Source organism: Paenibacillus sp. JZ16 (genome assembly GCF_015326965.1).
Taxonomy (GTDB): Bacteria; Bacillota; Bacilli; order Paenibacillales; family Paenibacillaceae; genus Paenibacillus_AQ.
Genome location: NZ_CP017659.1, coordinates 4361341 through 4377500 on the forward strand (window position 1 = coordinate 4361341; position 16160 = coordinate 4377500).

Sequence of the window (16160 nt, forward strand, 5' to 3'; positions counted from 1 at the left end):
ACCGCTAAATGGTAGCGGATAATGTTCTCATCTTCACAGAAAATGCCTTTATACATTTAATCACGTTCAGGCCCAAAAGTCAAACCTTACTTGACCTCGGCAAGCACTTAAGTTTTCCACAAGTAGTCATTATTGCTAGTTTTGAATTATCCACATGGGGATAACCTATTTTAAAACATTGTGGATGTCATTTTTCGATCCATGTAAGTCCTTTCATCGCTCGCATGCCCCCTTATTTACACAAGAGGTATAAAGGAGTAGTATAAATAATTGAATTTAAGTTGTATACAAGTATACACCTAAGAAGGAGCTGCATTGTTTTATGAAAATAGGCATGATCGGTCTGGGGAAAATGGGCCTCAATCTGGTTCAGAATCTGATTCATCATCAGCATCAGGTCGTAGCTTACGACTTAAATACGGAATTGGTCGATCAAGCTGCCCAATGTGGTGCCGAAGCCGCAGCATCAACTGAATTGCTCGTTGCGAAACTGGATAAACCCCGCATCGTATGGATGATGGTGCCTGCCGGAAATATTGTGGATTCCGTCATTGATTCTCTCACTCCGCTCCTCGAGTCCGGTGATATTCTGATTGACGGCGGCAACTCGCATTATAAAGATTCCAAATCCCGTGCAGCACGTCTAGCAGACCAAGGCATACATTATTTTGATGCCGGCACTTCCGGAGGCATGGAAGGCGCACATCATGGTGGCTGCTTTATGATTGGGGGCAATCGCGACATATTCACCAGCATTGAGCCCCTGTTTAAGGATATGGCTGTCGAGAACGGTTACTTGTATGCCGGTGAAAGCGGCAGCGGCCATTTTCTGAAGATGGTCCATAACGGAATCGAATACGGTATGATGCAATCCATTGCGGAAGGCTTTGAAGTATTGGAAAAAAGCGCATTCGACTTCAACTATGAGGATGTCGCCCGGGTATGGTCCAATGGATCCGTCATTCGCAGCTGGCTCATGGAGCTGACGCAAAACGCATTTTCCAAGGATCCGAAGCTGGATGGCATCAAAGGCGTGATGAAATCGTCCGGCGAAGGAAAGTGGACCGTAGAAACGGCGCTTGAGGTACAAGCCAGCGCACCGGTTATCGCCATGTCGCTGTTTATGCGCTATCGTTCCCTTGACCAAGATACGTTCCACGGCAAAGTCGTTGCAGCGCTGCGTAATGAATTCGGCGGCCATGCAGTTGAGAAGTCGGAATAACGTTGATTCTTTTCTATAACCTGCTGCTTCTTAAGGGCATCATGTCATAGCCTCATCATGGTCCCTTCTCCTTTCGATGTGGTATCATTACCACTAGAGAAAATTAGAATCAGTACGGATTGGAGAATTATGCTATGAAATTTCCCTCAACATGGCTTCAGGGGGCCTCTCTAGGAGAGGCCATCGCCAGTGAACTGAGATTGCAGATTATTAGCGGCATCATCAAGCGCGGAGAAATCCTGTCGGAGAATCGGATTGCAGGTGAATTCGGCACCAGCCGATCTCCTGTGCGGGAAGCAATGAAAACGCTGTCCAGCGAAGGATTGATCCAATTGGAGCGCATGGGCGCCGTTGTCATGGGCTTATCGCTTAAAGAAGTAGAGGAATTATACGATGTTCGTTTCCTTATCGAGAGCTTTGTTCAAGGCCAGGTGTTTGCGAATCCCCAGCCGGAATTAATCCAGCATTTAAAACAAATCGTCGATCGGATGGAGCTTGCAGCCAAACATCAGGACCCGGTTGAATTCTCCTATCAGGATTTGGCTTTTCATGAACGGATCATTACGGAAGCGAACCATAAACGGATTCTTCATCTGTGGAAGAGCATTCGCCCTATCGTAATCACAGTCATGTTAATTACGACCCGTCAGGTGTTTGGTGGCGGAGGCACCAAGATTCGGTATGTCATGGACAAGCATCTTCAGCTAATTGCAGAGATGGAATCCCTGGATCCGGCACGGATCCAAACGGCGGTTCAGCATTACTTCGATGATTCCCGTCAGACGCTTCATCTTAGTTTTCCGGAGGGTTAGCCTTAATCCTCCCTTCCTCCGTCTTACGAAACACTGTGCACGCTCTAAGTTGTCGACAAGTATACAATAGAATTCGCCTATGTTTTGGGTATACTACCGCAGAACAGCTCGATATTAACCATTTCCCAATTCAAAATGGGTAATCTATAGGAGGAAGCAAGATATGAATTCACTATTCGGTCTCAGTCATAATGCTACCTTAATGATCTGGACACTGCTGACGATCGTCTTCCTGATCGTGCTGATTTCCAAATATAAATGGAATCCTTTCGTAACTTTATTGATCTCCGCACTGATCCTTGGTCTATTGACGGGCATGCAGCCTGCGGATGTGATTACTTCGATAACCGGCGGTCTTGGCGGAACGCTTGGAACGATTGCAATCGTTATCGCCCTAGGGACCATGCTTGGAAAAATGATGGCCGAATCCGGCGGCGCTGAACAAATCGCCACCACCCTCGTGGACCGCTTCGGCGAGAAGCGCGTACACTGGGCCATGATGATTGTCGGCTTTATTGTCGGCATTCCCGTATTTTTCGAGGTTGGGGTCATCCTGTTGATTCCCATTGTCTTCACAGTTGCACGCAAAACGAAAATGTCCCTGCTGCACATCGGCATTCCGATTTTGGCCGGATTGTCCACCGTTCACGGTTTGGTACCACCGCATCCTGCTCCAATGATTGCTATTGAAGCATATGATGCCGACCTTGGCATGACGATTCTCTACTCGTTCCTGGTCGGGATCCCGGCAGCGATTCTGGCTGGCCCGGTGTTCGGCAAATTCATCGGCAAACGGATCCGTACTGAACCACCCGAGGAGCTTGCTGAGCAGTTTTCGAGCAAAGCGGAGCGCGGTTTGCCCGGCTTTGGTATCACGTTGTTTACCATTTTGCTGCCGGTCATTCTGATGCTTATCGGTTCCGCAGCTGATATTATCGATCCGGAATCTACCAGCTTCATTTCCGTGTTCTGCAAATTTATCGGCCATGAAATCATTGCGCTGCTCATTGCTGCGGTCTTCTCCTTCTTCTCGCTTGGATTCGCCCGCGGCTTTAACAAACACGATCTGTCCCGTTTCACCAGCGAATGTCTCGCTCCAATTGCTACGATCATTCTGATCATCGGCGCAGGCGGCGCTTTCAAGCAGGTTCTGATCAACAGCGGCGTCGGCAATGCCATCGCCGAAATTGCAACCGGTGCAAATATCAACGTGATCCTGTTTGCATGGCTTGTCGCGGCACTCATTCGGATCGCAACAGGTTCTGCAACCGTAGCCATGACAACCGCCGCAGGAATCGTTGCTCCTGTGCTCGCGATGACCCCCGGGGCCAACGTTGAGCTAGTGGTGCTCGCTACCGGAGCAGGCTCCATCGTACTGTCCCACGTGAACGATGCCGGCTTCTGGATGGTAAAAGAATTCTTTAACATGACGGTAGCCCAGACGCTGAAGTCCTGGACCGTGATGGAGACGATCCTGTCCCTGACCGGACTCGTGTTGGCTCTCGTTCTCAATGTAATTGTATAATGTAGCAATAAGACACATGGGGGCTCCTTGGAATGCTGATATGTTAAGCAGCGAACCGGGTGCCCTTACGTAGAAAGAAGGTATGTCTCATGAGTACTCAGAACTATATGATCGGTGTCGATATCGGAACAACCAGCACCAAGGCCGTCCTTTTCAAAGAGAATGGTGAGGTTGTAGCCAAAGCCGGCGGTGAATATCCGCTGCTCACACCTACTCCGTCTACGGCGGAGCAAGATCCGGAGCAAATTTTTCAGACCGTCATTTCCTCTGTTCAAGGGATCATGACACAGAGCGGGATAGATCCTGCTCAAGTTCTATTCGTTTCTTTCAGCGCGGCCATGCACAGCGTCATCGCCGTAGATAGCCAAGGCACTCCGTTGACTCGCTGCATTACATGGGCAGACAACCGCAGTGCAGCCTGGTCCGCGAAGCTCAAAAAAGAACTCGGCGGCATGGAGCTGTACCTTAGAACCGGAACTCCGATCCATCCGATGTCACCTGTGACCAAGCTGATGTGGATGCGCCATGAGCTGCCCTCCCTCTTTAACCAAGCAGCTAAATTCATTTCGATTAAAGAATATGTTTATTTCAAACTATTCGGCCAATATATTGTAGACCACTCCATTGCCTCCAGTACCGGGATGATGAACCTTGAGGAACTGGCATGGGATCAGCAGGCGCTGGAGCTCGCTGGCATCACGGAGGACCATTTATCTACGATAGTACCAACTACGCATATCATGGAAGGCCTGAAAAGCGAGTATGCCGCAGCCATGGGGCTCTCCACTTCCACACCATTCGTGCTTGGAGCTGCCGACGGTGTCCTGTCGAATCTCGGCGTGAATGCCATCAAGCCGGGAGTCGTTGCCGCTACCATTGGTACGAGCGGTGCGATCCGTACGGTTGTCGACAAGCCGATGACTGATCCGAAAGGTCGTATTTTCTGCTACGCATTGACGGAGAAGCACTGGGTAATCGGCGGCGCGGTTAACAACGGCGGCATGATTTTCCGCTGGGTTCGCGATGAATTTGCCGCCTCCGAGGTCGAAACCGCCAAGCGGCTCGGCATCAATTCTTATGATGTACTAACCAAAATCGCGGACCGTATTCCGCCAGGCTCGAACGGACTGCTATTCCACCCGTACCTAACCGGAGAACGCGCACCGTTATGGGATCCGAATGCCCGTGGATCGTTCTTTGGCTTAACCCTGAATCATAAAAAAGAGCATATGATCCGCTCCGTGCTGGAGGGCGTGATCTTTAATATGTATACCGTTCTGCTGGCGATGGAGGAACAAATCGGCCGACCGGCCAAAATTCACGCCACCGGCGGTTTCGCCCGTTCACCGATCTGGCGGCAGATGATGGCGGATATTTTTGACCAGCAGGTGATCGTGCCGGAGAGCTACGAGAGCTCTTGTCTTGGCGCCGTAGTCCTCGGTCTGTACGCTACAGGAAGAGCGGATTCACTCGACATTGTAGAGACGATGGTCGGCGGTACGCATGAACACCAGCCTGTGAAGGAAAGTTCTGATGTTTATAAGGCTCTGCTGCCGATCTTTATCCGCATTTCGCGGAAGCTGGAAGAAGATTATGAAGCCATTACCGAGTTTCAGCGCCGATTCGAGCAATCGTAAAATTACTATAGAAGGAAAACCTCGATTCGACGAATATTCTTAGAAGAAGACAGACCTCGTGAAGATATTGTTATTCTTGCGATATCAGCTAGGTCATGCTTCAAGGTTGATACTTTCTAAAATCTATTAAAAAGGCCCGTTTTCGATGGAGCCGATCCATGGCGAAAACGGGCTTTTTTTGTCATAATGCCTGAGAAAAAAATATCCACAGTGAGAATCCATACCGAAAATTCCCGCTGCCTTACACATAAAAAAGTAGAAATCGCTGGGCTCCGGATTATCAATCATCAGGTTCGAGGGAGACATATGAAACATAAAGCGTTGAAAAGCCTCATAACGGAAACCGCACCAGGCATAGATCAGCATCACGAGCGCCAATACGAAGAAACCTACTTTAGTCCCTCCATATGAAACACTTTCTTCGAATAATAGCCCTGGGCCCACACGATAATAAGAACCAATGTGGCGGTCAGAGCGAGTAGTACCCCTATTCTTCTCCAATTCATCGACTTCCCTTCCGTCCGCATCCGTGGCTCCCCCGTTCCGAAAAAAAGTCCTCAATTGGGAATCTATCGATTCCAATTGAAGACTATCCACAGCCATTTTTCACCTTTGGTTGATTTATTGGCTGCTAGAACATTCAACCATAAGTTATGAACAGATGGTGGGAGAAGAAAATTCTGCTTGCGAATCGGACAACCTGTGAATAATTTTTTGCGCTTTGAGGCCAATGATGTCGAAGGCTAAACAAATTATAAACAATATATAGTGGTGTGAATAAAAATTATGCACAACGTATTGAATTTGTGGATAAATTAGCGACATACATTGAAAACAAGGCCTTCTTTTGCTATGATGATATTACTTTTGGTTGTGAATATGTGAATGAAGCTATAATATTATCAACAGGCTGTGGATAAAGTTGTGAACAATTTCAATTTATCCATATTTTTTTGTTTCCACAGGAGTTAGTTCTGGGGATAATTAGACATCATTCATTTTCTTTCGACAATTCCACACATGGCTCTAGCCACATTTGGAAGATTTAAAGGAGTGACAGTTTTGGAAAGCCATACTTCCGAATTATGGCAAGAAATATTATCGATCATACAAACCAAGCTGAGTAAACCGAGTTTTGACACTTGGTTTAAAGCTACCAAGGCATTGACCATTACCGATCACTCCGTCGTCATTTCCGCACCGACAACATTTGCTGTGGAATGGCTGGAGAGCCGATACACCAAGCTGGTTAGTGCAACCGTATTGGAGGTGGTGGGCAAGCAGGTGGATGTCCGCTTCGTCATTGAGGAGGCCAAAGGACACGAACCTGTGCCGCAGCAGATCTCGCCGCCGCTTGAAATATCCGGGGAAGAAATTCAGTCTCATATGCTGAATCCGAAGTATACGTTTGATACCTTTGTCATCGGTTCAGGCAACCGCTTCGCCCATGCTGCCTCGCTCGCTGTTGCCGAAGCTCCGGCTAAGGCGTATAACCCATTGTTCCTATATGGTGGAGTTGGACTTGGAAAAACCCACTTAATGCATGCCATCGGCCACTATATTTTGGAGCACAATCCCAGCAGCAGAGTCGTGTATATTTCCTCCGAGAAATTCACCAACGAGTTCATCAACTCCATTCGGGACAACCGCGCTGAAAGCTTCCGCAACAAGTACCGCAACGTCGATATTCTGCTCATTGACGATATTCAGTTCTTGGCAGGCAAGGAATCGACGCAGGAGGAATTTTTCCATACGTTTAACGCCCTGCACGAAGAGCGGAAGCAGATTATCATATCCAGTGACCGTCCGCCCAAGGAGATTCCGACGCTGGAAGAACGGCTCCGTTCCCGGTTCGAATGGGGATTGATCACCGATATTCAACCGCCGGATCTGGAGACGCGGATTGCCATTCTCCGCAAGAAAGCGAAGGCCGAGAATCTGGATATTCCGAACGAAGCCATGATGTATATCGCCAATCAGATCGATACGAACATTCGTGAACTCGAAGGTGCCTTGATCCGTGTCGTTGCCTATTCCTCCCTGACCAATCAGGACGTAACAACGCATTTGGCAGCCGAAGCCCTGAAGGATATCATCCCGTCCAGCCGGCCGCGAATGATTACGATTCAGGACATCCAGCAGAAGGTGGGCGAGTATTACAACCTCAGGCTGGAAGACTTCAAAGCCCGCAAGCGAACCAAAGCCGTCGCATTTCCGCGGCAAATTGCCATGTACCTGTCCCGCGAATTAACCGACTATTCCCTTCCCAAGATCGGAGAAGCATTCGGAGGCCGGGATCATACCACTGTCATCCATGCCCATGAGAAGATTACCCAATCTCTGAAAAACGACCAGGAGCTGTTTAAAGTGGTCAATAATATTACGGAGAAAATCAAAAATCCAACCTGAACAAGTTCAAAGCCTATGCACAATCTATACACATGTGGATAGGCTTAATTTTATGCCTTTTCTGGGGCTTATCCACATATTCAGTGCCCCTATTACTATTACTAATAATAATTAATAAATAATTTAACCATAAAGAGGGGGATCCTCTTGGCATTCGCCAAGGTGAAAAAACCCCTCTCATTTTTCCGTAAGGAGTGAAATTGATGAAAATCAGCATATTAAAAAATGTATTAAACGAATCCATTCAACACGTATCCAAGGCGATTTCCAGCCGAACTACGATTCCGATCCTCAGCGGCATTAAACTGGATGTCACGTATTCGGGTGTCACACTAACTGCTAGCGATACTGATATTTCCATTCAATCGTTTATTCCTGCGGAAGATGAGAAGCACACCATCGTCCAGGTAGAGCAGCCTGGTAGCGTTGTGCTGCCGGCCAAATTTTTTGTTGAAATCATCAAGAAACTCCCTTCCCAAGAAATCCAGATGGAGGTAAAAGAGAACTTCCATACCTTTATTTCTTCGGGAGCTACGGAAATTCAGATGGTGGGCTTGGACCCCGAAGAATTCCCGGTACTGCCTAACATTGAAGACAGCCAAACCGTTTCTTTGCCTGGAGATCTGCTGAAAAACATGATCAAGCAAACGGTATTCTCCATTTCCACCCATGAAACAACGCCTATTTTGACCGGGGTATTATGGAGTCTGAACGATAATGAATTGAAATTTACCGCAACAGACCGTCACAGATTGGCAACTCGCTCCGCACAGCTGGACAATGCACAGGATATTTCGTTCAACAATGTCGTCATTGCGGGTAAAACGCTGAATGAGCTGAGCAAAATTATTCCGGACCAAAATACGCTGGTGGATATCGTTGTGGCCGATAATCAGGTATTATTTAAAATTGACCGTGTTCTGTTCTATTCCCGTATACTGGACGGCATTTATCCCGATACTTCTAGAATTATTCCAACATCGCATAAAACAGAACTCGTTTTGGACACAAAAAAATTAAGCGAATCGATCGACCGCGCCTACCTGCTCTCCAAGGAGGAGAAAACGAACATTGTTCTCCTGCAAACGATGGAACAAGGCGGCATCGAGATCTCTTCCAGCTCCTCTGAGCTTGGTAAAGTGCGTGAAGAATTGGATCTGATCGATTTCAAAGGGGAGCCGCTGCGCATCTCGTTCAACTCCAAATACATGCTGGACGTGCTAAAGGTGGTTGAAAGCGAACAGCTGATGATCGCTTTCATGGGGGTTATGAGCCCGATCATTCTTAAACCGCTCGACGACAGCAAGAGCCAATATATTATTCTGCCGTACCGTACGGCCAATTAAAGTTATCCCCATGTTGATAGGGATGAAAGGACGAGGTCATGAAACAAATATTTATCCACAGTGAATATATCAAGCTGGATCAGTTCTTGAAGCTTTCAGATTGCGTATCCACAGGTGGGATGGCGAAGGCGCTGCTTGCGGAAGGAGCGGTTCTGGTCAACGACGAGAAGGAAGAGCGGCGCGGACGCAAACTGGTTCCCGGCGACATCGTCAAAGTAGAGGATTGCGGGACGTTTCAGGTGGCAGCACAATAGACAGCCTCCCGCAGCCGCTTTGGCGCTAAGCGCGGAAGACGAGGGAGAGGATAAGCTTGTTTGTCAAAAATGTCAGCCTGCAGCATTATCGAAATTACGAGAAGCTGCAGCTTGAGGCGTTTGGCGATGTCAATTTGATCATCGGACGCAATGCCCAAGGAAAGACGAATTTGATGGAGGCGCTCTTCGTGCTTGCTTTAACGAAGAGCCATCGGACCTCCAAGGATCGCGAATTGATTGGATTCGAGCAGTCCAGTGCGCATATATCAGCCGAGATTGATCGCAAGTACGGCCCTTTGAGGCTGGAGCTGAGTTTGTCTCAGCAGGGGAAGAAGGCAAAAATCAACGGACTCGAGCAGCGGAAGCTTAGCGATTTCATCGGCTCGCTCAATGTCGTGATGTTTGCGCCCGAGGATCTGGAGATTGTCAAAGGCACGCCGGGGGTTCGCCGCCGGTTTCTTGACATGGAGATCGGGCAGGTCGCGCCAAGCTATCTGTTTCACCTGCAGCAATACCAGAAGGTGCTTGTGCAGCGCAACAATCTGCTGAAGCAATTATGGGGGAAGGGCAGCGCCGAACAAGCGATGCTGGACATTTGGAACAACCAATTGGCAGAACATGGTGTTAAAATCGTCAAGAAGAGGAAACAATTTATAAAAAAGCTGCAAAAGTGGGCTGAGACCATTCATCAGGGAATCACAAACGGTCTGGAAGAGCTCTCTTTACACTACCTTCCGTCCTTTGCTGACGCGGAGGAAGAAGATGAAGCTGTCTTATTTGAGACATTTATGATAAAATTATCACAAATGAAAGAGCAAGAAATACGGCGTGGTATGACATTGGCAGGTCCTCATCGAGATGATCTGGCTTTTTATATTAATGGCAAAGAAGTCCAAACGTATGGATCTCAAGGTCAGCAGCGGACGACGGCGCTATCTTTGAAACTGGCTGAAATCGAGCTGATACAGGAAGAGATCGGTGAATATCCGGTGCTGCTTCTGGATGATGTGCTTTCTGAATTGGATCCGTACCGGCAGACACAATTGATCGAGACATTCCAGAGCAAAGTGCAGACATTCATCACGGCGACGGGCATTGAGAGTTTGAATACCGACAAATTGAAGGGTGCCAGCATTTTTCATGTCCATGACGGACAGGTGGGCTCTTAAGGAGTGATTCCATATGTATATTCATTTGGGCGGAGAGAAGATCATCCGTTCGTCGGAGCTGGTTGGGATTTTTGATATCTCGATAGAGAAATCTTCAAAAATCTCCAAGCAGTTCGTCACGCATGCCCAGCAGCATAAAGTCGTGGAGATGATTGGCGAAGAGGATCCGAAATCCATTGTGGTGACGAAGTCGATCGTTTATTACTCTCCGATCTCCTCTGCAACGCTTAAGAAACGAGCAAATCATTTTGTAGCTCAGGCATAACAGAATCTGTAGAAGTAGGTGAAGGCATGTCTATGAATCAACCGACATATGATGAGAATCAGATTCAGGTACTGGAAGGATTGGAAGCCGTTCGTAAACGTCCCGGGATGTATATCGGGTCTACCAGTGCCAAGGGTTTGCATCATTTGGTATGGGAAGTTGTGGACAATAGTATTGACGAAGCGATGGCGGGAATATGCGACCATATCGAAATCATTGTCCATGAGGATAACAGTGTTACCGTTGTCGATAACGGGCGCGGAATTCCGGTCGGCGAGAACGCCAAACTGAAGAAGTCGACGCTGGAAGTCGTTATGACCGTCCTTCATGCCGGCGGTAAATTTGGCGGCGGCGGATATAAAGTATCCGGCGGTCTGCATGGTGTTGGTGTCTCGGTCGTGAATGCACTGTCTTCGAAAGTCGTGGTTCAAGTCAAACGTGACGGGCACATCTACCAACAGGAGTATCATCGCGGCGTACCTCAATATGATATCAAGGTCATCGGGGATTCCGACGATACTGGTACAACCGTAACCTTCTTGCCGGATCCGGAGATTTTCACGGAAACAACGGAATATGATTACAACACGCTGCTTACGCGGATTCGTGAGCTGGCGTTCCTGAATAAGGGCATTGCGCTTACGCTGACGGATGAACGTACAGGTGCCTCCGACTATTTCAAATACGAGGGCGGAATCATTGAATACGTTAAGTTCCTGAATGAGAAGAAGGAAGCACTGCACGAAGACCCTATCTATGTTGAGGGATCACGGGATAATATTCAGGTCGAAGTATCGCTCCAGTATAACGACAGCTATACCGAGAATATTTATTCTTTTGCAAATAATATCAACACGCACGAAGGCGGAACGCATGAATCCGGCTTTAAGAGTGCACTCACTCGGATTATCAATGACTATGCCCGCAAAACGGGATTGATCAAAGATAACACCAACAACTTGTCGGGTGACGATGTGCGTGAGGGATTGACGGCAATCATCTCGGTCAAGGTACCGGAGCCGCAGTTCGAAGGACAAACCAAAACCAAGCTCGGCAACAGTGAAGTCCGCGGTATTGTGGAATCCTTGTTCGCGGAGAAGCTGCAGGAGTTCCTGCAGGAGAATCCGTCGGTTTCCCGTCGGATCCTGGAGAAGGCGCTCCAGGCATCACGTGCTCGTGAAGCGGCGCGTAAAGCCCGCGAGATGACACGCCGGAAGAGTGCGCTTGAAGTCAGCGCATTGCCAGGTAAACTGGCAGACTGCTCTTCCAAGGATGCCTCCATCAGTGAGCTGTACATCGTCGAAGGTGACTCTGCCGGCGGATCCGCCAAGCAGGGACGCGACCGGCATTTCCAAGCCATTTTGCCGCTTCGGGGTAAAATTCTCAACGTGGAAAAGGCGCGGCTTGACCGCATCCTGTCCAATGCGGAGATCCGGGCGATCATTACGGCGCTGGGTACGGGTATTGCGGAAGATTTCGATCTGTCCAAGGCCCGTTATCACAAAATCATTATTATGACTGATGCCGACGTTGACGGCGCGCATATTCGTACCTTGCTGCTGACGTTCTTCTACCGTTACATGCGTAAGCTGGTGGAAGCGGGTTATATCTATATCGCCCAACCGCCGCTCTTCAAGATCGAGCGCAATAAGGTGATCCGTTATGCCGGCAGCGAGAAAGAACGCGACGAGATCATCAAGGAATTCGGTGAGAACGTCAAAATTAACGTGCAGCGTTACAAAGGTCTCGGCGAGATGAATGCCGGACAGCTGTGGGAGACGACGATGGATCCAGAGAGCCGTACCATGCTTCAGGTGACCATCGAAGATGCGATCCTGGCTGATACGTTGTTTGATACCCTGATGGGCGATAACGTTGAACCGCGGCGGGATTTCATTCAAGAGCATGCGAAGTCGGTCCGTAATCTGGACGTATAAAGTTAATAATCCAAAAAGGGGCATCCCAAGGTCTGTGAAGGCCTCAGGGACTGCCCTTTTATTTTTACGATAGATACGATTTGGTGTGTTCGCCATATATCCTGAATCTAGGCATTAAATTATATATCGCATAGGCTAACCGGTCTTTTTGGCTTTTTTCTTGCCGGTTAAGTTACGCCCATAAGCGTTTGCATACTTTTTTACTTGATTGTAGATGCTGGGATCCTTGAAAAATTTCTTGAACGGGAACAGTGCAGGTTTGGTATTAACCTCCAAGATCCAGATGTTCCAGCGACCGTCGATGGCAATATCGAGGCCGATTTCTTTCAGCTTGGGATAGGATTTCTGCAGCTGCGATGCGACATTCACCCCAAGCACATTCAGCTCTTTACGGATGTTCTCTGCCTCATCCGCCGTCATATGCTCGGTCATCAGCGGTTTATAGTGCTGGGCTGCCCCACCGCTATGGTGGTTGGTAATGATTTTATTCTTGGCCGCTACCCGCCCGATTATTCCTGTGCTCACCCACTGGCCAGAAGGACTCTTCTGAGTAAGTACACGTAGATCAAAGGGGCGGCCTTTATGGCGAAGCAGATGGATGCCTTGCTGAATGAGATATTCCTTCCCCTGAAACAAAGCGCTCAGTGTTTTATCGAGACTCTCCAGGGAGGTAAACATTTCGGTTTTCTGTTCATAACGAAGCTTGTAGGAAGTGGTCGTGGTTTCGTCGGCATCACCGATTTTGGATTGGAGCTGCTCGACTGACATGACGCCGACGCCATAGGTTCCCCGGTCAGGCTTGATATACACAAGCGTATGTGTGCCCAGCATGTCACCAAGCGCCTCCAATGAATACTGGCGGGTAGAGGGAACATAAGAGGCGAGACCTTTATTTTTCAAGAGTATTTTCGTTTTCGCCCACTTGCTTGCAACGCGTTGGATAGTCAACCATCTTCATCCTTTCCAGCTGTATGATGGGAGTGACAGGATTTGGCCTGTCTCGTTAACAAACTCGTGTCCATCCGGTTGATTTGAAAGAATCGGGGCATCTCCAGCAAGAGAGCTTAAACCCGGAAAACATAGGACAAGTATGACAAACAGTGGTATAATATAAAGATGTGATGCTACGAAAAGTCCTGTGCAATGCATTGTATGTGAAAAGGGGCACGGAGGACAGGGCGTATATCCCGGTTTCCGGGCAAAAATCATTCTTTCACTTGATCCATCCCGTGTTTAATTGTGCACGGTTTGTGAAAGTAATATAATAAAGGTTAGTGCGTTTTTAGGTTTCTAATCACTATTCTGCTTTTTTCACATAGATCAAGGCATGGTTGATAGGAAAATGAAGGAGGTCCAGCATGGCGGAAGAAAATTTCTCCCAAATCAAAGATCGTGACATTGGTACCGAGATGCGCGAGTCCTTTATGGACTACGCGATGAGTATCATTGTCAGCCGGGCTTTGCCGGATGTACGGGACGGAATGAAGCCAGTACACCGTCGTATTTTATATGCGATGTCTGAACTTGGAATGGCCCCGGATAAACCGCATAAGAAATCGGCAAGAATTGTTGGCGAGGTTATCGGTAAGTACCATCCTCATGGTGATTCCGCAGTTTATGAATCCATGGTTCGGATGGCGCAGGACTTCTCCATGCGTTATATGCTTGTTGATGGACACGGAAACTTCGGTTCCATTGACGGCGATATGGCAGCGGCTATGCGTTATACCGAGGCTCGTTTATCGAAGATTGCTATGGAAATGCTGCGTGATATTAATAAAGAAACGATAGACTTTGCTCCTAACTATGATGGTGAGGAACAGGAGCCGGTCGTTCTTCCTGCGCGTTATCCTAACTTGCTGGTAAACGGCGTGTCCGGGATCGCAGTAGGTATGGCTACCAATATTCCGCCTCATAATCTCGGTGAAGTTATCGATGGCGTTCAGGCGATGATTCGAAATCCTGATATCACGCCGATGGAGCTGATGGAATATATTCAAGGACCGGATTTCCCGACAGCGGGTTATATTCTGGGACGTGAGGGGATTCGTCAAGCATACCGTACGGGCCGTGGATCCGTTACGATGCGGGCGAAAGCGACCATAGAAGAGAATAACAACAAGGCTCGCATTGTCGTTCACGAGATTCCGTATCAGGTGAACAAGGCTCGACTGGTTGAGAAGATCGCGGAATTGGTTCGCGATAAGCGGATTGACGGCATTACGGATCTCCGCGACGAGTCGGACCGTAACGGTATGCGGATTGTTATTGAGCTGCGCCGGGACGTCAACCCAAATGTCGTTTTGAATAACCTGTACAAGCATACGGCTATGCAGTCTAATTTCGGTATTAACATGCTGGCTATCGTAAACAATGAGCCGAAAATTTTGAATCTGCGCGACGTGCTGTTCTACTATTTGGAGCATCAGGTTATCGTTATCCGTCGCCGGACCGAGTTTGAACTGAAGAAGGCGGAAGCTCGCGCTCATATTCTCGAAGGTTTGCGGATTGCGCTGGATCATCTCGATGAGGTTATTGCCCTCATTCGCGCGTCGCAGACTACAGAGGCAGCTCGCGAAGGCTTGATGGAGCGTTTCGGTCTCAGTCATGAGCAGGCGCAGGCCATCCTGGATATGCGTTTGCAGCGCCTGACCGGACTCGAACGCGAGAAGATTGAGAACGAGTACCAAGAATTGCTTGCCAGAATCGCGGAACTGCGCGAGATCTTGGCTAATGAGCATCTTGTGCTTCAAATTATCAATGATGAGCTCCAAGAGATTAAGGAACGCTTCTCGGATGAGCGCCGTACCGAAATTACGGTCGGGGAAGACAGCATCCTGGATGAGGATCTGATTCCACGGGAAGAAGTGATCATCACCATTACGCATACCGGTTACATCAAGCGTCTGCCTGCGAACACCTATCGCAGCCAGAAGCGGGGCGGCCGCGGCGTTGTGGGGATGGATACGAAGAGCGAAGACTTTGTCGAGCATCTCTTCGTCACGAATTCCCACCACTATCTGATGTTCTTCACGGACAAAGGGAAGGCGTACCGGTTGAAAGCCTATGAGATTCCTGAGCTTAGCCGTACCGCCCGCGGAACGCCGATCATCAACCTGATTCAGATTGAACAGGGCGAGTCGATCAATGCCGTGATCCCGGTGGAGAACTTTGACAGCGATAATTTCTTGTTCTTTGCCACACGTCAGGGTGTCGTTAAGAAAACTCCGCTTGAGGATTATGTCAATATCCGCAAGGGCGGTCTGATTGCGATCAACCTGCGCGATGATGATTCCTTGATCGAGGTTAAGCTGACAGATGGTCAGCAGGAGATCATCATGGGAACGGCGCAAGGCATGTCCATCCGCTTCAAGGAGAGCGATGTTCGCTCGATGGGAAGAAGCGCGACGGGGGTGAAAGGGATTACGCTCGATGACGATGACGAAGTCATTGGCATGGACGTGGTGGACCAGGAGCTTGATATCCTTATTGTAACGACCAAAGGTTACGGCAAGCGGACGCCTGCAAGCGACTACCGCAGTCAGACCCGTGGCGGCAAAGGGATCAAGACTATCAATATTACG

Annotated in this window: 13 protein-coding genes (1 of these 13 running past the window's edge); 11 read left to right on the top strand and 2 right to left on the bottom strand. The window is 48.6% G+C overall.

Translation table 11 applies throughout. The annotated features are described in order from the left end of the window. Nucleotides 1-322: 322 nt before the first annotated feature. From gnd to gntK, 4 genes are all read left to right on the top strand, one after another. Nucleotides 323-1222: a phosphogluconate dehydrogenase (NAD(+)-dependent, decarboxylating) gene (gnd, locus tag BJP58_RS19825; RefSeq protein WP_194540277.1), complete on the top strand. Its 900-nt coding sequence runs from the start codon at nucleotides 323-325 to the stop codon at nucleotides 1220-1222. 134 nt (nucleotides 1223-1356) lie between these two features. Beyond that, nucleotides 1357-2034 (top strand): GntR family transcriptional regulator, encoded by a 678-nt coding sequence (locus BJP58_RS19830; RefSeq protein ID WP_194540278.1) that lies wholly within the window; start codon nucleotides 1357-1359, stop codon nucleotides 2032-2034. 163 nt (nucleotides 2035-2197) lie between these two features. Then, on the top strand, nucleotides 2198-3559 hold the full coding sequence (locus BJP58_RS19835; RefSeq protein ID WP_071219305.1) for a GntP family permease: 1362 nt from the start codon (nucleotides 2198-2200) through the stop codon (nucleotides 3557-3559). Between the two features lie 89 nt (nucleotides 3560-3648). Further along, the gene (gene gntK / locus BJP58_RS19840) at nucleotides 3649-5196 is read left to right on the top strand and encodes a gluconokinase (protein WP_194540279.1); all 1548 of its coding nucleotides are present in this window, start codon (nucleotides 3649-3651) and stop codon (nucleotides 5194-5196) included. Nucleotides 5197-5322: 126 nt separating this feature from the next. Here gntK and BJP58_RS19845 read toward each other — a convergent pair whose 3' ends face one another. Then, nucleotides 5323-5697 carry a hypothetical protein gene (locus BJP58_RS19845; RefSeq protein WP_194540280.1) on the bottom strand — a complete coding sequence of 125 codons (375 nt, stop codon included), beginning with the start codon at nucleotides 5695-5697 and terminating at the stop codon, nucleotides 5323-5325. A 561-nt stretch (nucleotides 5698-6258) separates the two neighbouring features. Here BJP58_RS19845 and dnaA point away from each other — a divergent pair. The 6 genes from dnaA to gyrB all read left to right on the top strand — a co-directional run bounded on the left by dnaA (nucleotide 6259) and on the right by gyrB (nucleotide 12576). Beyond that, a complete protein-coding gene (gene dnaA / locus BJP58_RS19850) occupies nucleotides 6259-7605 on the top strand; it encodes a chromosomal replication initiator protein DnaA (RefSeq protein ID WP_269468904.1) in 1347 nt (448 codons plus the stop codon). A gap of 203 nt (nucleotides 7606-7808) precedes the next feature. Further along, nucleotides 7809-8951, top strand: a complete 1143-nt coding sequence (gene dnaN, locus BJP58_RS19855; protein ID WP_071219301.1) for a DNA polymerase III subunit beta — start codon at nucleotides 7809-7811, stop codon at nucleotides 8949-8951. Between the two features lie 38 nt (nucleotides 8952-8989). After that, nucleotides 8990-9205, top strand: coding sequence for a S4 domain-containing protein YaaA (yaaA, locus tag BJP58_RS19860; protein ID WP_009591516.1), 216 nt, complete (start codon nucleotides 8990-8992; stop codon nucleotides 9203-9205). A gap of 56 nt (nucleotides 9206-9261) precedes the next feature. After that, nucleotides 9262-10374, top strand: a complete 1113-nt coding sequence (recF, locus tag BJP58_RS19865) for a DNA replication/repair protein RecF (RefSeq protein ID WP_194540282.1) — start codon at nucleotides 9262-9264, stop codon at nucleotides 10372-10374. Nucleotides 10375-10387: 13 nt separating this feature from the next. Then, nucleotides 10388-10639 carry an extracellular matrix regulator RemB gene (remB, locus tag BJP58_RS19870; protein ID WP_071219299.1) on the top strand — a complete coding sequence of 84 codons (252 nt, stop codon included), beginning with the start codon at nucleotides 10388-10390 and terminating at the stop codon, nucleotides 10637-10639. A 26-nt stretch (nucleotides 10640-10665) separates the two neighbouring features. Further along, nucleotides 10666-12576: a DNA topoisomerase (ATP-hydrolyzing) subunit B gene (gyrB, locus tag BJP58_RS19875; RefSeq protein WP_100541344.1), complete on the top strand. Its 1911-nt coding sequence runs from the start codon at nucleotides 10666-10668 to the stop codon at nucleotides 12574-12576. A 135-nt stretch (nucleotides 12577-12711) separates the two neighbouring features. Here gyrB and BJP58_RS19880 read toward each other — a convergent pair whose 3' ends face one another. Further along, a complete protein-coding gene (locus BJP58_RS19880; protein ID WP_194540283.1) occupies nucleotides 12712-13524 on the bottom strand; it encodes a YheC/YheD family protein in 813 nt (270 codons plus the stop codon). 410 nt (nucleotides 13525-13934) lie between these two features. Between BJP58_RS19880 and gyrA the strand changes: the two genes are divergently transcribed. Continuing rightward, a protein-coding gene (gyrA, locus tag BJP58_RS19885) for a DNA gyrase subunit A (RefSeq protein WP_194540284.1) crosses the window boundary here: on the top strand, nucleotides 13935-16160 show its 5' portion. Its footprint extends 270 nt past the window's final position; 2226 of the gene's 2496 nt are visible here — the first part of the coding sequence; its start codon is at nucleotides 13935-13937; its stop codon lies off the right edge, out of view.

Coding starts and splice junctions, on each gene's coding strand:
- BJP58_RS19830 (WP_194540278.1), top strand. CDS start 1,357: ATGAAATTTCCCTCAACATGGCTTCAGGGGGCCTCTCTAGGAGAGGCC.
- gyrB (WP_100541344.1), top strand. CDS start 10,666: ATGTCTATGAATCAACCGACATATGATGAGAATCAGATTCAGGTACTG.
- dnaN (WP_071219301.1), top strand. CDS start 7,809: ATGAAAATCAGCATATTAAAAAATGTATTAAACGAATCCATTCAACAC.
- gnd (WP_194540277.1), top strand. CDS start 323: ATGAAAATAGGCATGATCGGTCTGGGGAAAATGGGCCTCAATCTGGTT.
- gntK (WP_194540279.1), top strand. CDS start 3,649: ATGAGTACTCAGAACTATATGATCGGTGTCGATATCGGAACAACCAGC.
- remB (WP_071219299.1), top strand. CDS start 10,388: ATGTATATTCATTTGGGCGGAGAGAAGATCATCCGTTCGTCGGAGCTG.
- yaaA (WP_009591516.1), top strand. CDS start 8,990: ATGAAACAAATATTTATCCACAGTGAATATATCAAGCTGGATCAGTTC.
- BJP58_RS19835 (WP_071219305.1), top strand. CDS start 2,198: ATGAATTCACTATTCGGTCTCAGTCATAATGCTACCTTAATGATCTGG.